Source organism: Microvirga sp. VF16, from assembly GCF_016864375.1.
Classification (GTDB): Bacteria; Pseudomonadota; Alphaproteobacteria; order Rhizobiales; family Beijerinckiaceae; genus Microvirga.
Genome location: NZ_CP069354.1, coordinates 3,842,615 through 3,863,886 on the forward strand (window position 1 = coordinate 3,842,615; position 21,272 = coordinate 3,863,886).

Here is a 21,272-nt window from a genome sequence, read left to right on the forward strand (position 1 = left end):
CGATCAGTGATCGTGCTTGTGCCCATGGTGGTTATGACCGCCGCATCCGCAGCCGGGACCGTGCTCATGATGATGCGCATGGTCATGGTGATGATGGTCGTGATCATGCTTGTGGTCATGCCCATGATCGTGCCCATGGTCATGATGCTCATGGCTGTGGGCATGAGAATGAGCGTGGCTGTGGCTCTCGGCATGGCTATGGCCGTGACCATGATGGTGGTGATGCCCATGGTCGTGGTCGCAGACATGGATGCTGCGCTCCGGCCTGAAGGGACGCTCGACCGGGGTCGCCGTGCAGCCCTGTCCGCGCACGAGTTCGGCCACGGCCGGATCGTTCTCGACATAGAGAGCGTCCGCCGTGACCTCGACCAGGCCATGGCTGCTGCCGAGATGCCAGGCGAGGCGCGTGAGGCGTAAGGGGTTCTCGGCCTTCACCTCCAGCAGGGGCTCGGCGGCAGCCTTCACTTGGACGAGATACCCATCCTCGAGCCGCAGGGCATCGCCGTCATTGACGGTGGTTTCCATGTCGAGATCGAGCAGGATCTCCGTCCCGCCTTCGGCCCTCAGCTTCCCCTGGCGGCGGTTGCGCGCCTCGTGGTCGAGGGTGATCGTGTCGACGACGCGGTCGGCCTTCACGGCGGGTTTGCGGACGATGGTGGTGACGCGGGGCATGGGTGTGTCTCAGGTAGATGTCGGGTGAGGCTCAGATAGGAAGCGCAGCCGGATATTAATAGGCGATCTTGTCGTCCTTGTCCGCCCAGGCGTCGAATACCGCCCTCGCCTCCAGGCTCGGCAGGTGATCCATGGGGAGGATGCGCTCGGCGTGGGGTTTTGGAATCTCGTCATAGATCAGGCTGTCGTCGAAGCCGATATCGGCCGCATCCTGCCGGGTATTGGCGAAGACGATCCGGCTCACCCGCGCCCAATAGGCCGAGGCGAGGCACATGGGGCAAGGCTCGCAGCTCGTATAGAGCGTGGCGCCCTCCAGCGAGAAATCGCCAACCGCTTCGCAGGCGCGGCGGATCGCCGTGACCTCGGCATGGGCTGTCGGATCGTTGGAGGAGGTCACCTGATTCCAGCCCTCGGCCAGAACCTTCCCCTCGCGCACGATCAGGGCGCCGAACGGGCCTCCGGCTCCCCTGTCCATGTGCTCGCGGGACAATTCGATGGCACGCGCCAGATAAAGCTGATCGTCGGTCTTCATGGTGCTCATGGAGCTTATGTATCGTTTGAGGCGGCAGGTGGCGAGAGATTTCCTTAGTATCATTCCCGGCCGGAGCGCAGCGGAGGGGAAGGGAATCCATAGCGCCGAGTCTGTCAGTGGATCCCCTTCCCGGCCCTGCGGGCCGCCGGGGATGACAAAGGGGATCAGCCTTGCTTGACCCTCTCCCGAACCTGCAGCAGCTGCGCCGTCACGGAGGCGGCGATCACGGCCGGGTCCTTGTCCGCGATGCCGGGGAGCCCGATGGGGCAGACGAGGGAGTGGATTTTCTCCTCGGGCAAACCCAGCTCCCGGAAACGCTTCTCGAAGCGCGCCCGTTTCGTGGCGCTGCCGATGAGGCCGACATAGGGGAAGTCCCGCTTCAGGGCCGCTGCCGTGATCGCCATGTCGAGGGGGTGGTCATGAGTCATGACCAGGACGAGGGAGTTGGGGACAGCCTCGGCGATCTCGGCCTCGGGGTCGCGCATACGGACCGCCTTTACATTCGCCGGAATGTGGGAGGGGAAAGCGTTCTCCCGGTCGTCGAGCCAGCGCACCGCAAAGGGGAGCGGCGCGAGCGACAAAACGAGCGCGCGGCCGACATGACCGGCACCGAAGACGAGAACGGGCATGCGGACCTCGCCATGGGTCTCGCGCCAGCCGGTCCAATCATCGTCGCCCACGGCGGAGGCGAATTCGCGCTTCACACGGCCGTCCTCCATCCGGCATTCGACCTCAAACAGGCCTCCCTCGGCTTCAGCCTCCACGAGCGGCGCGAGATCGTCCATGTCCTGTCTATCAAAAGTCTCGATAAGGATTTTCACCCGGCCGCCGCAGCATTGACCGAGATCGGGCCCGAGTGCCTGATCGACGATCCGTGCCGGGCCGCGTCCTGAACCGAGCATCTCGCGGGCGATGTCGAGCATGCGGAATTCTAGCTGCCCACCACCGATGGTGCCGTGAAACGCCCCATCGGGCCGCACGACCATATGCGCGCCGACCTCCCGGGGTGCGGAGCCTTTCACATCATGCACAGTGATGAGGGCGGCGGCTCCGTGCCGCGTCACGAAATCGGTGAGCTGGCGCCAAACCCTCACCCCATTGGCCTCCCCCGAAGCGCCTCGCAGGCGCGCAGGATCGCCTCCGGCGTTGCGGGTGCATTCAGCGGCACGGGCTTTGACGGATCGAGCGCATGGATCGCGTCCGCCAGCGCGCAGAACACGCTGTTCGCCAGCATGAGCGGCGGCTCGCCCACAGCCTTGGAGCGGTAGACCGTCTCCTCGCGATTCTCGTTGGGATAGAGCGCCACGTTGAAATCGGCCGGCACGTCGGAGGCGACCGGGATCTTATAGGTGGAAGGCGCGTGCGTGAGCAGATGCCCTTCCTTGCTGAAGACCAGCTCCTCCGTCGTGAGCCAGCCCATGCCCTGCACGAAACCGCCTTCGATCTGGCCGATATCGATGGCCGGATTGAGCGAGCGGCCCACATCGTGGAGGATGTCGGTGCGCAGCAGGCGGTTCTCGCCGGTCAGCGTATCGACGATCACTTCCGAGCAGGCCGCGCCATAGGCGAAATAGAAGAAAGGCCGCCCGGTCCCCTTCGCCCGGTCCCAGGTGATTTTCGGCGTCTTGTAGTGACCTGCCTCCGAGAGCGCGACGCGGGCAAGGATGCATTTCTTGACCAGCTCGTCGAAAGCGAGGCTCTCGTTGCCGATGAAAACCCGGTCGTCGCGGAATTCGATCTGCTCCTCCGGGACTTTATAGGCCTCGGCCGCATAGGCGATCATGCGCTTCTTGATCGCGCCGGCCGCGATGCGCGCCGCCATGCCGTTGAGATCCGAGCCGGAGGACGCTGCGGTCGGCGAGGTGTTCGGCACCTTCGCGGTCGTCGTCGCCGTGATGCGCACCCGCTCCATGGCGATACCGAATTCCTCGGCCACCACCTGCGCCACCTTGATGTAGAGCCCCTGCCCCATCTCGGTGCCACCGTGGTTCAGATGCACGGAGCCGTCCTGATACACATGCACCAGCGCGCCGGCCTGGTTCATGTGGGTGAGCGTGAAGCTGATGCCGAATTTCACAGGCGTCAGCGCGATACCGCGCTTCATGATCGGCGAGGAGGCGTTGAACGCCACGATTTCTTCGCGGCGCGTGCGATAGTTCGAAGTCTGCTCAAGCGTGCGCACGAGACTGAGGAGCGTATCCGTCTCCTCCACCTCCATGCCATAGGGCGTGACGTTCTCAGCCTCCCGATAGAAATTGGCGTAGCGCACATCGAGCGGATCGCGCCCCGTCGCCCAGGCGATCTGGTCCATCACATGCTCGATGGCGAGCATGCCCTGCGGGCCGCCGAAGCCGCGGAAGGCAGTGTTCGAGACCGTGTTGGTCTTCAGCCGCTTCGACGCGATGTGGACGGCCGGCATCCAATAGGCGTTGTCGGCGTGGAACATGGCCCGATCAACGACACCGCTGGAAAGATCTGCCGAATAGCCGCAGCGGGCCAGCAGATCGACCGCATAGCCCTGGATGCGTCCGTCGCCGTCGAAGCCGACCTTCCAGTCGCAGCGGAAATCGTGGCGCTTGCCGGTGAGGACGAAGTCGTCGTCGCGATCAAGACGCAACTTGCACGGCCTTCCCGTCACACGCGCGGCGAGGGCTGCCGTGACGGCCCATTGCGTTGCTTGGCTTTCCTTGCCACCGAAGCCGCCGCCCATGCGGCGCGTCTCGCAGGTCACATAGGCATCGGGAATGTCGAGCACGCGGGCCACCACATGCTGCACCTCTGTGGGGTGCTGGGTGGAGGAATAGACATGGATGTCGCCATCCTCGCCCGGAATCGCGAGGGCGATCTGGCCTTCGAGATAGAAGTGCTCCTGCCCGCCGACACGAAACTGGCCTTCCAGTTTCTGCGGCGCCCGCGCAATCACCGCATCAGGATCGCCGCGGCCGTAAGCGTAATCCGGCAGCACGGTTTCGCCACGCTCCAGCGCATCCTCGACCGTGATGCTCGGCGCTTCGGATTCGATCTCCACCACCGCCTTTTTGATGGCGCGACGTGCTATATCCCGGTTCGTCGCAACGACGGCGAAAAGGGCCTGACCCAGGAAACTGATCTCTTTATCGACGAAAAGCGGATCGTCGCCGAAGGCAGGCGACACGTCGTTCTTGCCGGGAATGTCGGCCGTAGTGAGAACCGCCACGACGCCGGGCACGGCTCGTACGGCCGAGACGTCGAGGGACACCAAACGCCCCCGCGCTTTCGGCGATTGTCCAATGGCGATATGCAGCGTGCCCTCGGGCTCGCGGATATCGTCGATATATTGCGCGGAACCCTGAACGTGCTTCACGCCGGAATCGTGCGGCAGGGGCTTGCGGATATGACGGTGCGCTTCCGCATCCATCGTCGGTTTGGCGGGTGCGTTCATGGCCTTACTCCGCCGCATCGAGCGTTTCGCGCTGGCCGACGATCCGCGTGGCTCGTGTCGCGCCCGATGCGGTTTCGCTCAGAGCCTTGAATACGAGATTGCGCGCGACCGTCGAGCGGTACGCCGATGAGGCCCGGTGATCGTCGAGGGGCTGATAGTCGCGCGCGATGGCAGCCATCGCCTCGCCCCAGGACGACGGCTCGTCCAGGGACAGGCCGGTCAGTGCGCGCTCTGTCTCGGCGGCGCGCTTGGGCGTTCCCGCCATGCCGCCAAAGGCGACGCAGGCGTCGGCAATGCGCCGTCCGTCGAGCGTGAACTTGAAAGCGCCAAGCGCCGAGGAGATGTCCTCGTCGAACCGCTTGGAAATCTTGTAGGCGCGAAAGATCTCGTTAGTTTTCAGCTTCGGCACCCTCACCCGACGCACGAACTCACCGGGCAGTCGGTCCTGCTTGCGATAGGCGATGAAGAAGTTTTCGAGCGGCAGGGTGCGAACAGTTTCGCCCTGCCGCAGTTCGAGCTCTGCGCCGAGTGCAATGAAGGCCGGCGCGAGATCGCCGATGGGCGAGCCATTGGCGATGCTGCCGCCGACCGTTCCCGAAGCACGCACCTGAAGCGAGCCGAACCGGCGCATGATCTCGCCGAGATCGGGATCGATCCGTGCAAGAGACGGATAGATCTCCGAATGTGTCACGGTCGCGCCGATGCCGAGAGCATCCGAGGAATCCTCGATCAGATCCAAGCCGGCCACGCGACCAAGCCAGATGATCTTCTCGATCTCCATCATGGCCTTGGTGATCCAAAGCCCCACATCGGTGCAGCCGGCGACGAGCGTGGCGTCCGGGTGCTGCGCGTAAAAAGCCGCGAGCGAGGCTTCGCTCGCGGGCGCGGCGAAGAAGCGGGTCTCGCTGCCGATGAAGATATCGCGTCCGTCGGCAAGGCTCATGAGTCCCTGAGCGGTTTGCTCGTGGCTCGCGGAAAACGCATCGTCAGCTTGCTGGCTGCAGGCCTGAAGGGTGGCATCCACGATCGGCCGGTAGCCGGTACAGCGGCAGAGATTGCCGGCGAGCGCATCGTTGACGCTCTCGCGGCTCAAGGGCCGCTTGCCCTCGTGATAGAGGGTGAACAGGCTCATCACGATGCCTGGCGTGCAGAACCCGCACTGGGAGCCATGAGCTTCCACCATGGCGGACTGAACAGGGTGTAATTCTCCGTTGGCCGCAAGATCCTCGACGGTGACGAGTTCCGCTCCGTCGACCTGGCCTAGCAGCAGGATACAGGCATTGATAGGTTCGTAATGAACGCGTCCGCCCCTCACTCGGCCCAACGCCACGGTGCAGGCGCCGCAATCCCCTTCCGCGCAACCTTCCTTTGTGCCGACGCGACGCTCCTGAAGCCTCAAGTAGTCCAGAAGCGTGGTGCGTGGATGAAAGCCTGAAACCTCGACCGCCTGTCCGTTCCGCCAGAAGCGGATTGTGTCTCGTACCACGATAATCCTCCGCCGGTTACACCCGGCCTTGTTATGGTGAGCCGGGTAGAATGGCGGAGCAAGACTTTTTCGCCAAGGGGATCCTCAACCTGCCCCCAGAGAAGAGGCAGGTCTTTTACGGGCCAAAGGCTCAAGCTTACCAGGTGCCGATATTAGGCATGGACGCCCAGGGCTCCTGGACCGGCTTCGGCTCGCCGCGCTGAAGCAGCTCGATGGAGATGTTGTCCGGGGTTTTCACGAAGGCCATGTAACCATCGCGGGGCGGACGGTTGATGGTGACGCCCGCGTCCATCAGCTTGCGGCAGAACTCGTAGATATCGTCGACCCGGTAGGCGAGATGTCCGAAATTGCGGCCCCCGGCATATTCATTCTCGTCCCAGTTGTGGGTGAGCTCCAGCAGCGGCGCCTTCGAATCCTTGGCCTTCTCCACATCGCGGGGAGCTGCGAGGAAAACGAGGGTATAGCGTCCCTTCTCGTTATCCGTCCGACGGACCTCGACCAGACCGAACTTATTGACGAAGAAATCGAGAGATTCTTCGAGGTTCGCGACACGAACCATGGTGTGGAGATATTCCATAATCAGCCTCTCTATGGGTCACGCTTATGGCATCGGACCCAAAAGTGGGTGCACTTTTGGGATCCATCCGATGCTTCTTCTTCAAACTGGCGCATCGTTGGGCGCGGAAAACCGGAATCCACTTTTCCGCACGATGCGCTGGTGATGGCGTATTTGCCGAGGAGATCAAGGGGTACCTTTTTCTTGTGCCGAAAAAGCCTTGGATTTGCTCAAGATCAGGTGACTTTTAATGAATGCTGCTTCAAGCAGACTGGAAGTCTCTCCCCAAGGCCCTAGCCTCTTATGTAATTAAGTTTCAGAAGAGTATCTGATGCGCACCGACACAAGCCCGATTGTTCGCCTTGAGGATTACCGGCCCAGCGACTTCCTGATCGACAGCGTCGAGCTCGACGTCAAACTGCACCCGACCGAGACCCGGGTCACCGCCACCCTCGTCATGAGACCTAATCCAGAGGGGCGCTCGGACGCCCCCCTTGTTCTCGACGGCGACGAACTGAACCTGAAGGGTGTGGTCCTGAATGGACGAATCCTGACCGATGAAGAGTTCGAAGCCTCTCCGCAATCGCTCACGATTGCGCAAGCCCCCCGCCAGCCCTTCACCCTGACCATCGAGACTGAGATAAACCCGACGGCCAACACGAAGCTCATGGGCCTTTATCGGTCGAGCAGCAATTATTGCACGCAATGCGAGGCCGAGGGCTTCCGGCGCATCACCTATTTCCTCGACCGGCCCGACGTGATGGCCGTCTACACGACCCGCATCGAGGCGGATCGCGACGACGTTCCGGTTCTTCTCGGCAATGGCAATCCCGTGGAAAGCGGGCCTGTCGATGGAACCAGCAAGCATTATGCCGTCTGGCACGATCCGCACCCGAAGCCGTCCTATCTTTTCGCTTTGGTGGGAGGGAGACTCGGCCGGATCTCCAAAACCTTCACGACCATGAGCGGACGCGAGGTGGAGCTTGCGATCTACGTGGAGCCCGGCAAGGAGGACCGCGCAGATTATGCCCTCGACGCGCTCGAACGCTCCATGCGCTGGGACGAGAAGGTCTTCGGCTGCGAATACGATCTCGACGTGTTCAATATCGTCGCTGTGTCCGACTTCAACATGGGCGCGATGGAGAACAAGGGTCTCAACATCTTCAACGACAAGTATGTCCTGGCCAGCCCTGAGACCGCGACGGATATGGACTACGCCCATATCGAAGCGATCATCGCGCACGAGTATTTCCACAACTGGACCGGCAACCGCGTCACCTGCCGCGACTGGTTTCAGCTCTGCCTAAAGGAGGGGCTGACGGTCTTCCGCGACCAGGAATTCTCGTCGGACGAACGCTCCCGCCCCGTGCATCGCATTGCCGAGGTGAAAACTTTAAGGGCGCGGCAGTTCCTGGAGGATTCGAGTCCCCTCGCCCATCCGGTGCGTCCGAGCCAATATCGTGAGATCAACAACTTCTATACCGCGACGGTCTATGAAAAGGGCGCGGAGATCGTCCGCATGCTCAAGACGATCATCGGCGAAGAAGATTTCCGACGCGGCATGGATCTCTATTTCGAGCGCTGCGACGGCACCGCCGCCACGGTCGAGGATTTCCTGAACGCCTTCGCCGACGTGACGGGCCGGGACCTGTCCCACTTCGCCCGCTGGTACGAGCAATCGGGGACGCCACGGGTGAAGGTGAAGGGGCAATACGACCCGGAGGCGCAGACCTACCGCCTCGATCTCGCGCAGAGCACGCCCCCGACGCCCGGCCAGACGAAGAAGGAAGCGATGGCGATTCCCGTGGCGCTCGGTCTGGTGACGCATGACGGATCACCGGCGACTGCAGCTTGCGACCGCGTGGACCTGCGCGGTGTCTTCCTGTTCGACAAGCCTGAGGCCACCATCACCTTCACGGGTGTGACGTCCCTGCCTGTCCCTTCGCTCTTCAGAGGGTTCTCGGCTCCGGTCAAGGTATCGCTCGATCTGCCGAATGAGGAACTGCTGGTCCTCCTCCGGCACGACACCGATGCCTTCAATCGCTGGCAGGCGGCTCAGACCGTTGCCATGCGTCTGCTGGCTTCTCTCTCGACGGGCATTCAAGTCACCGACGAGGAAATCAATGCCTTCTCCGGAGCGCTCTGCTCCTTCATGGACAGGGATGCCCTGGACGATCCGGCCTTCGCGGCGCTTGTCGTCACGCTTCCGAGCGAGGCGGATATTGCGCAGGAGATCGGGCAGAATGTGAATCCCGACGCCATCCATGGCGCTCGTTCGGAGATGCGTCGCCGCATCGGTCAAAGCTGCGCCACGCATCTGCACCGCTTCTACGATTCCCTGTCCGCTGCAAGGGCTTACAGTCCGGATGCGGCAAGCGCCGGACGCCGATCCTTGCGCAATGCATCCCTCGACCTTCTCTCTGCATCCGACCCCTGCGTGGGCGAGGCACTCGCCGTGAGGCAGCTTGAATCGGCGAGCAACATGACCGATCGCCTTGCAGCACTGAGCGTTCTGACGACCTTGCCCGGCGCAGTCCGCGAAGAGGCCATCGCCCGGTTCGGGGACCGCTACCGCAACGAGCCCCTGGTCCTCGACAAGTGGTTCACGCTGCAGGCAGCCATTCCGGAGGACGGCACCTTGGAGCGCGTCAAGGGTTTGATGCAGCATCCGGCTTTCTCCATCGCCAATCCCAATCGCGTGCGCTCGCTCATCGGAAGCTTTGCCATGCTGAACCAGGTTCAGTTCAATCGTGCGGACGGAGCAGGCTACCGCTTCCTGGCCTCCATCGTTTTACGCGCGGACGAGTTGAATCCGCAGCTCGCGGCCCGTCTTCTGACCGCGTTCAGCACGTGGCGCATGATGGAAAGCGCCCGCCGGTCGCATGCGGAAGAGGCCCTTCGTTCCATCGCCCAAAAGCCCAACCTTTCCCGCGATGTAGGAGACATCGTGAGCCGCTCCCTCGAGGAGAGCCAGGGGAAATAACCTATTCAAATGAATAGGTTACCGAGTTGTCCAAGATTTCCCCAAGGGAATGCAAAATGGGAAATTTTTTATTAACCTTCGGGTTCTACTAACTAGACAAATCACCCGCTCAAGATTCTATTGTTAGTGATTCGGAGAGATGCGGCACGTCCTCCGAAACAGGACGTAAATGGTTCCGGAGGAAACATCGCATGGCGGGGGCGGTGACCGCATGCGTACCCGCACGCGCGGGTACGATTCTAGGGGTGACGCGATCGGACGCAAATCCGGCCTATCGTCGGCTTGAGCAATATGAGCCTCTGCTGAGGCTCGCAGTCCCTGCCCTCCTCGTTCTTTTCCTCGTCACGCTGGCCGGCAGCGCCTGGATCCAGATCCGCGACGGCCGCAAGGACACGCTTTTCGACGCCATCAACGACATCGATATCATCGCATCGCTCTCGGCCGCGAAGCTCGGCACCGCGCGGGCACCCGCCGACCGCATGCAGGCCGCAGCTCAGCTTGAGCGTCTGGCGAAGGACATGCCGCCGAGCGCCCTGACGCAGAACCGCTCCCTCATGCTGGTCGACCAAGCTGGTGCGATCCTCGCGGTCCATCCGCCGATGGAAGACGCACCGGCGAAGCTCACGGATATCCTGGGCGAAGCGCAGCCCCTGATGCTGTTCGCGGACCGTGCCGGCGTCATGACGATCAAGCTTCCCGGCGGCTCCGAGGGCATGGCGACGGTCCGTGCGCTCCACGCCTCCTCCGGCCAGATCGCGCTCGTGCAGCCGATGCCGCACATTCTGTCCGGGTGGTGGACGCGCACCATCGGCCATGTCTCGCTGCTCGGCGCCACGATCATGGTTCTGCTCGGCATCGGCGTGGCCTATGTGATGCAGGCCAACCGCGCCCGCGCGGCCGACGAGGTCTGCGAGAAGGTGCGCGACAGGATCGACTCCGCGCTCAATCGCGGACGCTGCGGATTGTGGGACTGGGATATCGGCCGCGGCCGCATCTACTGGTCCGACTCGATGTACGAACTCCTGGGCTACGAGCGCCAGGACGAGTTCCTCTCCTTCGGCGAAGTGAACACCATGATCCATCCCGAGGATCAGGATCTCTTCACCCTCGCCGAGCAGCTCGCCTCCGCCAGCACCTCGCTCGTCGATTACGAGTTCCGCATCCGCAGCATCTCGGGCGATTGGGTGTGGCTGCGCGCCCGCGCCGAGCTGATGAACGATCCGGACGACGCCGCAAGCCACCTCGTCGGCATTGCCGTCGACGTGACCGAGCAGCGCGGCCTGGAAGAGAAGACCGCGAAGGCCGATGCGCGCCTGCACGATGCCATCGAGGCGATCTCCGAGGCTTTCGTGCTGTGGGACGCCAACAACAACCTCGTGCTCTGCAATTCGAAGTTCCAGAAACTGCACGAACTACCTGCCGACGCGCAGCTCCAGGGCAAGTCCTATGCGGACGTGATGGCGCTCGGCCGGCCGCCGGAGGTGCAGCATCAGTTCCTGCGCCGGGAGCAGCAGGATGTGGGCGCACGCACCTTCGAGGCGCGCCTCCAGGACGGCCGCTGGCTGCAGATCAACGAGCGCCGCACCAAGGACGGCGGCTACGTGTCGGTCGGCACGGACATCACCGCGCTCAAGCGCCACGAGCACCGCCTCGTCGAATCCGAGAAGGAGCTGATCGCGACCGTTCTCGACCTCAAGCAATCGCGCCAGAAGCTCGAAGCGCAGACGCATCAGCTCGCCGATCTCGCCGAGCGCTATCTCGACCAGAAGGCTCAGGCCGAAAGCGCCAACCGCGCCAAGTCCGAGTTCCTCGCGAATATGAGCCACGAGCTGCGCACGCCGCTCAACGCCATCATCGGTTTTGCGGAAGTGATGCAGAGCGGCATCTTCGGATCGCTCGGATCCGACAAGTACGAGGAATACTGCTCCGACATCCGCTCGAGCGGCGAATATCTTCTGTCGGTGATCAACGACATTCTCGACATGTCGCGCATCGAGGCCGGCCGTACGACGCTCACCAAGCAGCCGATCGAAGTCCACGCCTCGATCCAGCGCGCCCTCAAGCTGGTGGGCGAGCAGACCAAGGCCAAGAACCTCTCCGTCACCGTCGACGTGAACCCCGAGGACATCATCGTGCCGGCGGACGAGCGCGCGCTGCACCAGATCCTCGTGAACCTGCTCCAGAACGCGACGAAATTCACGAGCGACGGCGGCTGCATCACGGTGCGCACGCGCCAGGCCGGCAATGCCGTCAACATCTATGTGGAAGACGACGGCATCGGCATTCCCGATCACGCCCTGCACAAGCTCGGCCAGCCCTTCGAACAGGTCGAGACCGAGTTCTCGAAGAGCTACAAGGGTTCCGGCCTCGGCCTCGCCATTGCCCGCTCGCTTGCCGAACTGCATGGCGGCTCACTCCGCATCAGAAGCCAGGAAGGCCTCGGCACCATCGTGCTGGTCCACCTGCCGCTGACGGAGGCCACCAACGCGGATATCGCGCTCGCGGATGCAGCCGCCTAAAAGCCCTGCATCGTCGGGGACGATCTCACGCCATCAAAAAGCCGGCGCGTGTGGCGCCGGCTTTGGCTTGTGTGTCCGCTCCGATGCCTGCGCTCAGATCAGCAGGAATGAGTTGGCGGTCAGGGCCAGGTTCTTGGCCAGGGTGGCGAACTGCACCTGCGCCACGCCGCCGACGCCGTCGGCATCGTAGGACAGCGCGCCGGTGACGCTGTTGTAGACCAGCCGGTGCGCCGTGCTCGTCGCCGCCGCCCCGGTGGTGAAGGCGCCCGGCGCCACATAGGCCAGGACCGACGGCACTGCGCTGCCGCTGCTGGGGCCGAACGCCGTGAACACGCTGCGCGCCAGCACCAGGGAGTCCTGGCCGACCGCAAAGTCGGTCACGGTGTCGACGTTGCCCGCGCCCAACGCCGCATCGAAGCGGAACCAGTCCGCCCCGCCGCCACCGACGAGCTGATCCGAACCCAACCCACCCGCAAGCTGGTCGCTGCCCTCGCCGCCCTCGAGCGCATCGCCGCCGGTGCCGCCCTGCAGTGTGTCGTGGCCGCCCAGGCCCAGGATCGCGTTGCCGGTCGCATCCGCCACCAGATAGTCGCCGTGCTGCGAGCCCTGCAGGCCGCGGATGTCGAGATAGACATCGCCCGCCGCCTCGCCGGTGTTGGCCCAGCGGTTGGCCAGGTTGGCGGTCACGCCGGATGTGGCGTTGGCATAGGAGGCCCAGTCCGAGCCGGCGCCGCCGACCAGCACGTCGGCGCCGAGGTTGCTCTGCAGGATGTCGTCGCCGTCGCCACCGTCGAGATGGCTGTTGCCGGCCCAGGCCGACAGGATGTCGTTGCCGCCGAGCCCCGACAGCGCGCTGCCGGCCCCACTCCGGTCGCCGGTCAGGCGGTCGGCATGCTGCGAGCCCTGCAGGCCGCGGATGGCGATGTAGATGTCGCCATGCGCCTCGCCGGCATTGGCGGCGCTGGCCGCCAGGTTGGCGACCACGCCGGATGTGGCATTGGCGTACGAGGCCCAGTTGAAGCCGGCGCCGCCCTCGAGCGTGTCGGCGCCACCCCCGCCCTGCAGGATGTCGTCGCCGCCGATCCCCTTGAGCCAGTTCGCCCCGGCATCGCCGGCGAGCACGTCGCAGCCGTGGCTGCCCTCGAGGTTCTCGACATTGTCGTAGGTGTCGCCGACCGCGGCGGCGCCGCCACCGCTCAGGCTGCCGAAGCCGCCGCGGCCGTCGGCCAGGCTGGCATTCACACCCTGGATCGCATCGGCATACGACGCCCAGTCGATGCCGTAGCTGCCGATCAGATGATCCGCGCCACCGCCGCCGAGCAGGGTGTCATCGCCCACCCCGCCGTCGAGCGTGTCGGCGCCGACTCCTCCGCGCAGGAGATCGTCGGAGCCCTGGCCGCAGAGCATGTTGTTTTGAGCATCGCCGGTCAGGATGTCGGCGTAGGCGGTGCCGGACACGTTCTCGATACCGTGATAAGTATCGCCTGCCGCCTCCCAAGTGTTGAAGGCGGTGTTGTCCAGGTTCACCGTCACGCCCTGGCCGTTGAGGCCGGTATAAGCCGCCGTGTCGCCCGTGCCGTCGCCGCCGATCAGCAGATCCGCCCCCGCACCACCATTGAGGATGTCATCGCCATCGCCGCCCACAAGGATATCGTCACTCACCCCTCCCGCAAGAGTGTCGTTACCGCCCCCGCTGCTCAACACACCATCTGCGGTCAGCAGATCGGCCGCGCTCGTTCCAAGGGTTGCAAAAACAAAGAATGTTTTATCGCCGATAGAAACCTGCAGCAGAGCTTGATCTTCGCTGCTTTCGCTCTCGGCGCGATCTGGAAATTGCTTTTCCGATCCCTCCCCATAGCGCTCCCTCATAAAGTTCTGAAAATCCTTCAACCGCCGCTCGGCAGAAATTCTTTCGTGATGGGATGTCGTACCGTCGGGATATGTCCGATAAGTTATCATATCCCCCTTGGTATCGAGATAAGAAACTACGTTATATTCAGATCCGAAATCTATTGTATGGACAGTCCTTATATTTCCGTTTTCAGTTGGCTGATCGGTCACAACAGATGTGCTTGTAAGTCTATTACTGCTCCCAACTTGTTGAAATCTTTCTATAATAGTTGAATTCCCACCACGATTTAAAGTTACTGTCGTAAGACCACCCTCAGTTGACGTTGTAATCGTTGTTGTCTTACCCCACTCATTTGGATGCGTTTGACTTGTCAGGCTCCCATCCGGATTCTGGTAAGTTCTGGTCGTACTGCCATCGGAATTTTCTTTTACGCCAACGAGGTTGCTCACATTACCTGTGCTTACGCTTCCATTGGTATTGATCCTCGTGACACCGCCGCCACTCGTGCCGCCATTGACAGCGCCACCGTATCCGACCGACCCACCATAGCGCCCTGTATGCAGGAGATATTCCTCCTCAAGAACCGAAAGCTGCCTATCCGCCATATCAAACCGCCCCCAACGTCAATTTTGCACGTTTGTAGTTCGCCCACGCGCACCGCATTCCGAGCAGATTTCCGGGAGGTAGAGAACTCTCGGGATATGTAGGATTGAAGGATTCTTTATCCCCTAAGTCCTTCAATAATAACGAAAAGTTTTACCTTCCCGTGGGGGAGCGCAACCCGTGATGCGTCTCTTCCGAGACGGCAATTTACACGGGGGCCGACATCAAGGTTCTCACTTGACCATTGTCGCGGAGATCGCTGTCACGCGGCGGTACGTCTCCTGAAGCCGCTCCCGCAGCACTTGTGCGCTCGGCAGCCCTGCGACCGTCGCGAGACGCTTGAGGATCACGGGCGGCATCATCTCAGTGTCGAACTTGCCTTCGATGGTCAGGGGTTGCCATTGAAAGACATCGTTGAAGAGCCTGTGCGCCTCCGTGAGCGTTCGCGTTTCAACCTCGCTCAGGCCGCTGAAGGAAAACACCGGCACCGAGATTGCGCTCGCGGATGCAGCCGCCTAAAAGCCCTGCATCGTCGGGGACGATCTCACGCCATCAAAAGCCGGCGCGTGTGGCGCCGGCTTTGGCTTTCTTATCCGCTCTGGGTCGCTCATCGCTGCCGCGAACTGCGCCTGCGATCGGCGCTCAGATCAGCAGGAATGAGTGGGCGGTCAGGGCGAGGTTCTTGGCCAGGGTGGCGAACTGCACCTGCGCCACGCCGCCGACCCCGTCGGCGTCGTAGGACAGCGCGCCGGTGGCGCCGTTGTAGACCAGCCGGTGCGCCGAGCTGCTCGCCGCAGCCCCGATGGTGAAGGCCGAGGCCGACACCGTCAGCGACGGCATCCAGCCGCCGGAGAAGGCCGTGAACACGCCGCGCGACAACACGATCAGGTCCTGGCCCGCCGTGAAGTCGGTGATCGTGTCGATGTTGCCGCCGCCCAGCGCCGTGTCGAAGCGGAAGTTGTCCCCCCCCGCCCCGCCCGTGAGCTGATCGGCGCCGGCCCCGCCAGAAAGCCGGTCGCTGCCGTTGCCGCCGAGCAGGATGTCGTTGGCGCCGTTGCCGGAGAGCGTGTCGTCGCCGTCGCCGCCATCGAGATGATCGCCGCCGGCCTGGCCCAACAGGGAGTCGTTGCCGCCGAGCCCTGAGAGCGCGTTGCCGAGCGTGGTGGCATCGCCGGCCAGCACGTCGTTGTGGTTCGAGCCCTGCAGGCCGCGGATGCCGATGTAGACGTCGCCCGCCGCCTCGCCGGTGTTGAGCGACCTGTAGCTCAGGCTCGCCGTCACGCCCGCCGTGGCACCGGCATAGGAGGCCCAGTTGAAGCCCTCGCCGCCGTCCAGCGTGTCGGCGCCGCCCCCGCCCTGCAGGATGTCGTCGCCTCCCAGGCCGCGCAGGTGATTGGCACCGGCATGGCCGGCGAGCACGTCGCCGCCGTTGGATCCCTCGACGTTCTCGACCCCGTCATAGGTGTCGCCCGCGGCCTCGGCGCCGCCATTGAGGCTGCCGTGGTAGCCGCGCCCGTCCGCCAGGCTCACATTCACCCCCCGGATCGCATCGGCATAGGACACCCAATCGGTGCCGTAGCTGCCGATGAGATGATCCGCGCCGGTACCGCCATACAGGGTGTCGTCGCCCAAGCCGCCGTCGAGAGTGTCGTTGCCGTCGCGGCCCTGCAGCACGTCGTTGCCGCCGAGCCCTGAGAGCGCATTGCCGGCGCCGTCGCCGGCGAGCTGATCGCCATGGTTCGAGCCTTCCAGCGCCTCGATGCCGACGTAAGCGTCGCCTCCCGCCTCACCGGTGTTGAGCGCCCGGTTGGCGAGATCCGCCCGCACGCCGGAGGTGGCTTCTGCATAGGACGCCCAGTCGAAGCCCTCGCCGCCGTCGAGCGTGTCGGCGCCGAGCCCGCCGCGCAGGATGTCGTCCGAGCCCAGGCCGGACAGGACGTTGTTCTTGGCATCGCCGACCAGGGTGTCGGTCAGCTTGGTGCCGGACACGTTCTCGATGCCGTCATAGGTGTCGCCGGCGGCCTCGCCCGTGTTCAGGTGCGGCTTGGCCAGATGCACCGTCACGCCGGTGCCATCGACGCTGTAGGCCGCCCAATCGATCCCGAAGCTGCCGACAAGGTGATCCGCCCCGATGCCGCCATAGAGGGTGTCGTCGCCTAAGCCGCCGTCGAGACGGTCCTGGCCGCCCAGCCCGATGAGCACATCGTTGCCGTCGCGGCCCTGCAGGTCGTTCGTGCCTTTGTCGCCGGCAAGCTCGTCCTTGAAGCGCGAGCCGATGAGGCCCTCGATGGAGGCATAGACATCGCCCGCTGCCTCGCCTTCATTGTGATGATTGAGGGTCAGCTTTGCCGTCACGCCGGCAGCGGCGTTCTCATAGCTTGCGTAGTCGATGCCCTCGCCGCCCACGAGCTGATCACTGCCTTCGCCGCCTTCCAGGAGGTCATCGCCGGCCCCGCCCTGCAGGACATTGTGCAAAGCATTGCCGACCAGGCGGTCATCATAGGCCGAGCCGGTCAAGCCTTCGATGCTGCTGTAGCGGTCGCCCGCCGCCTCGCCCGTGTTCTCGGCTGCGTTCGATAGGTTCGCGACGACACCGGCAGAAGATTGCGCATAGTTGGCGAGGTCGAAACCCTCGCCGCCATCAAGGATATCAGCGCCGAGACCGCCGGTTAGGATGTCATGACCGAGCCCGCCCACCAGCAAATCATTGTCAGAGCCGCCCATGAGGATGTCGGCCCTGTCGCCACCAGTGAGAGTATCATCGCCCTCGAAACCCGATAGACCTCCATTTCCGACCAAGTGGTCAGCTTTGGCAGTCCCTCGCAGAATTTCCACAAAGTACGCCTTCCCACCGACGGCGAACTGTGCGACTTCGTGGACGGGCTGAGGATTCTCCGGAGTTTCAGGCCTTGGGACGAACGTAGAGTCACCCCAGTCAGTGTCCTGCTCGATCTCTCTGGGATCTCTGGGAGGACCTAAGAGGAATCCGGCGATGACTAGACCGATTGGAACGACGGCCAAGCTGGCACCGCTGCCAACGATGCCAGCGGTGGAGAGTTCGACGCTATAGGTCAGCCCGGCGCTATAGGTCGTGACGCCGGCTACACCGGAGCTAGCCAAAGCAGCCGCAGCATCAAAAACAACAAAATTCACAATGGGTATTGCGGCTATCACACCTGCGAACTCCCAAGAATCAAAAGTAAGGACGGCCGTCCCTGCAGTGCCCGAACCGCCGGTGCCACCTGTGCCGGTCCCGCTTGAAGCAGGCGGCGTGGTAGGAGTTGAAGTATTGGAACTCGAGCCCGGTGCGGGGGCGGATGTGCCCCCGCCGACTGGTGTGCTTCCTGTTTGTGAGGTGGGTGACGAACCCGGTCCAATGAAGGTCCCGTTGCCGTACCAACATGACAGAGTTCCACCATTTGCTATTTCGTGCAGATAACAGAGATAATCCATCGTTGCCATAATTGAGCCCCCCTCAATGAGCCCTCACCGTGGCGCGGCCGTAAAAGAACCTCTCGCCCAGTAACTCAAGGTCCATTTGTCGGATACTGAGGGCAGGAGTCTACCCCTTAATCATATAGCCATAGCTGTATAACTTATTGAAAATTATGTCGAAAAATCATTCTAAGTTGCATGCTGCAACGGAAGGTGATCAGTACAGGTAGCACTACAATTCTGGCATCAAACCTTGTCGTACGCCTCGCGCACATACCTGCGCGTTTCATCCAGATACTCCAGCAAAACCTTCGCGCTCGGCAGCCCCGCCACTGTCGCGAGGCGCTTGAGGATCACGGGCAGCACCGCTTCGGCGTCGAACTTGCCTTCAATCGTCAGGCGCTGCCATTGGAAGACATCGTTGAGGAGCTTGTGCGCATCGATGAGTGTCCTTGCGTCATCTTCCGGCAAGAGACCCGCAGCCTGAGCCTTCGCAAAACCGCCTTCGGTCGATAACCCAACCAGAGACGGATGCGCATTCCCATAAGACAGCACCAAGCCTTGCGCCAAAAAATCGAGATCGGTGAGACCGCCGCGGGCGAGCTTCATGTCCCAGGGATCGCTGTCGCCCTTCTCCTGCGCGATCAGCTCGCGCATGGCGCGCACCTCCTCGAACACCTTTTTCGGATCGCGCTTGGAGGTGAGGATGTCCTTTACAGCTTGCGATACTTGCGCACCGAAGTCCTCGTCGCCGGCAAGAACGCGGGCGCGGGTGAGCGCCATATGCTCCCAGAGATCGGCTTCGGTCTTCTGGTAATTCACGAAGCCCTTGAACTGCGACGCGACAGGGCCCTTGCCGCCCTGCGGGCGCAGGCGAAGGTCGACTTCGTAAAGCAGGCCGCGCCGCGTCGGCACGGTGAGCGCCGAGACGAGGCGCTGCGTGAGGCGCGTGTAATAGACCACCGCATCGAGGCTGCGCGGGCCGTTGCTGTCGCGCATGTCTTCGTCGAAATCGTAGATCACCACGAGATCGAGATCGGAGCCCGCCGTCAGCTCGCGGCTGCCAAGGCGACCGAGCCCGAGGATGGCGATGCGTGAACCCGGCACGGTGCCGTGCTCGGCCTCGAAGGCGCGGCGCACTTCATCGAAGGATGCACGGATGACGGCGCGTGCAATGGCCGCGTAGGCCTCTCCCGCCTGCGCGGGTGAAAGCACGTCGGACAGGAGCCGCGCGCCCGTGACGAAGCGCATCTGGCGCGTCGCATCTCGAACGCGATCCAGAAAATCCTCGAAATCGCGCGGCGGACCGATGAGCTGCCTCACCTGTTCTTCAATGGTCTCGTCGTCGGTGGTGGGGGTACCGAAGGCGGGATCGATGAGCGCGTCGAGCACATGCGGCGATTGCGCGACGGTGTCGGCAAGGCGCGGCGCGGTGCCGAGAAGATCGGCGAAGAGAAGCCGCAGGCGGTCATGCGATTGCAGGATGGTGAGAAGCTCGACGGCGGCCGGCATGCGGCCGAAAGCACGGTCGAGAGCGGCAAGCGCGCCGTCAGGATCGGCCGTGCCGCCGAGGGCCGAAAGCAACGCCGGCGTGAGTTCGGTGAGCACCTCGCGCGCCCTCGCGCTCTGGATCGCGGGGCGGCGGCCGAAATGCCAGCCGCGAACGGTTTCCGCCACGCGCTCGGGCTCGTGAAAGCCGAGGCGACGGAGCGTTGCGAGAGTTTCCGGATCGTCGGTGGTGCCGGTGAAGACGAGGCTGCCGACATCGGAAGCAAGCTCAGGCCCCTCCTCGAACAGCAGCGCGTAATGCCCCTGCACGATCTTCGCCTGATCCGTGAGGGCTTTGGAGAAGGCTTTGAGAGTGGGATAGCCGCAGAATTTGGCGAAGCGCTTCAATTGCTCCTCGTCCGAAGGCAGGCGCTGCGTCTGCTCGTCCGCCACCATCTGCAGCCGGTGCTCGATGGTGCGCAGGAAACGATAGGCGTCGGAGAGTTCGTCTCGTGCCTTGTCGGTGATCCAGCCTTCGACGTGGAGGCTTTTGAGCATGTCGAGGGTGCGACGTCCGCGCAAGTTGGGACGGCGCCCGCCAAAGACGAGCTGCTGCGTCTGCACGAAGAATTCGATCTCGCGAATGCCGCCGCGTCCGAGCTTGATGTCGTGGCCGGCGACCGCGATCTGGTCATGTCCGCGCACGGCATGAATCTGCCGCTTCATGGCGTGCACATCGGCGATGGACGCAAAATCGAAATATTTGCGCCAGATGAAGGGACGCAGCTCGTTCAGAAAATTCTCACCGAGCGCGAGATCTCCGGCCACCGGCCTTGCCTTGATGAGCGCCGCGCGCTCCCAGTTCTGGCCGACGGTTTCGTAATAGACATAAGCCGAAGCCAGCGACACCGCCGTCGGCGTGGAACCTGGGTCCGGGCGCAGGCGATAATCGACGCGGTGCACGTAACCGTCGGCCGTGCGCTCCTGCAGGAGCTTGGCGAGCTGCTGCGCGATGCGCGTATAGACTGTGGCCGCCTCGTAGGGGTCTTTCAGCGCCGTCGCCTCGGGATCGAAGAAGATGACGAGGTCGATGTCGCTCGAATAATTGAGCTCGCCTGCGCCGTGCTTGCCGAGCGCCAGCACCGTGAAGCCGGAGCCCTCGCCAGGAGAGTCGGGATTCTGCAGCTTAATACGACCGAGATCCGCGGTCTCTGTCAGAACCAGGTTCACGCCGCCGGCGACGGAGGCATCGGCGAAGTCGGACAAAGCCTGCGTGACTTCTTCCGTGCTCCAGAGGCCACCGATATCGGCGAGAGCAACGAGAAGCGCATGGGCGTTGCGGTTCCGGCGGAACGCGCGTACGGCCTCGTCGCGCGTGATTGCGCCTGAACGCAGTTCTCGGAAAAGACCGGACTGGCTCTCGATGATGGCGCGATGCGTCTCCTCCGGCGGCTCGAAGGCGAGTCTTGCCATCCGGGCCGGATCGTTGACGACGAGCTGCCAAAGAAAGGGGGAATGGTCGGCCAGGGCCAGAAGGAGGTCGCGGAACAATCCGCTTTCGAGGGGACCTGAGAGGATCTTTGCCTCAGGTTCCTCGCGCACGCGCTTGACGAAATCCGCCAGTTGCGCCTTCGCGCGCCTGGTATCCGCAACAGGCGGAGCTTTCGTGAGGCGGCTGAGAAGAGAGTTCGTCTGGTCCGGCACGGCCAATCCATCGGGTATCTG

General features: G+C 63.2%; 12 protein-coding genes. 2 read left to right on the forward strand and 10 right to left on the reverse strand.

Features of this window, described 5'->3' with window-relative positions:
- Positions 1 to 3 precede the first annotated feature (3 nt).
- The 6 genes from JO965_RS17945 to JO965_RS17970 all read right to left on the reverse strand — a co-directional run bounded on the left by JO965_RS17945 (position 4) and on the right by JO965_RS17970 (position 6,688).
- Positions 4 to 672: an urease accessory protein UreE gene (locus JO965_RS17945; RefSeq protein WP_203440385.1), complete on the reverse strand. Its 669-nt coding sequence runs from the start codon at positions 670 to 672 to the stop codon at positions 4 to 6.
- A gap of 55 nt (positions 673 to 727) precedes the next feature.
- Positions 728 to 1,213 (reverse strand): nucleoside deaminase, encoded by a 486-nt coding sequence (locus JO965_RS17950; RefSeq protein WP_246776608.1) that lies wholly within the window; start codon positions 1,211 to 1,213, stop codon positions 728 to 730.
- A 155-nt stretch (positions 1,214 to 1,368) separates the two neighbouring features.
- Positions 1,369 to 2,298, reverse strand: a complete 930-nt coding sequence (gene xdhC / locus JO965_RS17955) for a xanthine dehydrogenase accessory protein XdhC (protein ID WP_203440386.1) — start codon at positions 2,296 to 2,298, stop codon at positions 1,369 to 1,371.
- On the reverse strand, positions 2,295 to 4,625 hold the full coding sequence (xdhB, locus tag JO965_RS17960; protein WP_203440387.1) for a xanthine dehydrogenase molybdopterin binding subunit: 2,331 nt from the start codon (positions 4,623 to 4,625) through the stop codon (positions 2,295 to 2,297). The genes xdhC and xdhB overlap by 4 nt, the downstream gene beginning before the upstream one ends.
- A gap of 4 nt (positions 4,626 to 4,629) precedes the next feature.
- Positions 4,630 to 6,111 carry a xanthine dehydrogenase small subunit gene (xdhA, locus tag JO965_RS17965; RefSeq protein WP_203440388.1) on the reverse strand — a complete coding sequence of 494 codons (1,482 nt, stop codon included), beginning with the start codon at positions 6,109 to 6,111 and terminating at the stop codon, positions 4,630 to 4,632.
- Positions 6,112 to 6,247: 136 nt separating this feature from the next.
- On the reverse strand, positions 6,248 to 6,688 hold the full coding sequence (locus JO965_RS17970) for a VOC family protein (RefSeq protein ID WP_203440389.1): 441 nt from the start codon (positions 6,686 to 6,688) through the stop codon (positions 6,248 to 6,250).
- Positions 6,689 to 6,998: 310 nt separating this feature from the next.
- On the opposite strand from JO965_RS17970, the gene pepN reads away from it, so the two are divergent.
- Both pepN and JO965_RS17980 read left to right on the forward strand, forming a co-directional pair.
- Entirely contained in the window at positions 6,999 to 9,650 is a 2,652-nt protein-coding gene (gene pepN / locus JO965_RS17975) for an aminopeptidase N (protein WP_203440390.1), read from the forward strand.
- A 245-nt stretch (positions 9,651 to 9,895) separates the two neighbouring features.
- On the forward strand, positions 9,896 to 12,169 hold the full coding sequence (locus JO965_RS17980; protein ID WP_246776609.1) for a PAS domain-containing sensor histidine kinase: 2,274 nt from the start codon (positions 9,896 to 9,898) through the stop codon (positions 12,167 to 12,169).
- 93 nt (positions 12,170 to 12,262) lie between these two features.
- On the opposite strand, the gene JO965_RS17985 is transcribed toward JO965_RS17980, so the two are convergent.
- The 4 genes from JO965_RS17985 to JO965_RS18000 all read right to left on the reverse strand — a co-directional run bounded on the left by JO965_RS17985 (position 12,263) and on the right by JO965_RS18000 (position 21,251).
- Positions 12,263 to 14,059 (reverse strand): calcium-binding protein, encoded by a 1,797-nt coding sequence (locus JO965_RS17985; RefSeq protein WP_203440392.1) that lies wholly within the window; start codon positions 14,057 to 14,059, stop codon positions 12,263 to 12,265.
- 798 nt (positions 14,060 to 14,857) lie between these two features.
- On the reverse strand, positions 14,858 to 15,112 hold the full coding sequence (locus JO965_RS17990) for a hypothetical protein (protein WP_203440393.1): 255 nt from the start codon (positions 15,110 to 15,112) through the stop codon (positions 14,858 to 14,860).
- A gap of 154 nt (positions 15,113 to 15,266) precedes the next feature.
- Complete coding sequence (locus JO965_RS17995; protein WP_203440394.1) at positions 15,267 to 17,744, reverse strand: calcium-binding protein; 2,478 nt, start codon at positions 17,742 to 17,744, stop codon at positions 15,267 to 15,269.
- Positions 17,745 to 18,305: 561 nt separating this feature from the next.
- On the reverse strand, positions 18,306 to 21,251 hold the full coding sequence (locus JO965_RS18000) for a bifunctional [glutamine synthetase] adenylyltransferase/[glutamine synthetase]-adenylyl-L-tyrosine phosphorylase (RefSeq protein ID WP_203440395.1): 2,946 nt from the start codon (positions 21,249 to 21,251) through the stop codon (positions 18,306 to 18,308).
- Between the last annotated feature and the right edge of the window lie 21 nt (positions 21,252 to 21,272).

Coding starts and splice junctions, on each gene's coding strand:
- JO965_RS17945 (WP_203440385.1), bottom strand. CDS start 672: ATGCCCCGCGTCACCACCATCGTCCGCAAACCCGCCGTGAAGGCCGAC.
- JO965_RS17950 (WP_246776608.1), bottom strand. CDS start 1,213: ATGAGCACCATGAAGACCGACGATCAGCTTTATCTGGCGCGTGCCATC.
- xdhB (WP_203440387.1), bottom strand. CDS start 4,625: ATGAACGCACCCGCCAAACCGACGATGGATGCGGAAGCGCACCGTCAT.
- JO965_RS17970 (WP_203440389.1), bottom strand. CDS start 6,688: ATGGAATATCTCCACACCATGGTTCGTGTCGCGAACCTCGAAGAATCT.
- pepN (WP_203440390.1), top strand. CDS start 6,999: ATGCGCACCGACACAAGCCCGATTGTTCGCCTTGAGGATTACCGGCCC.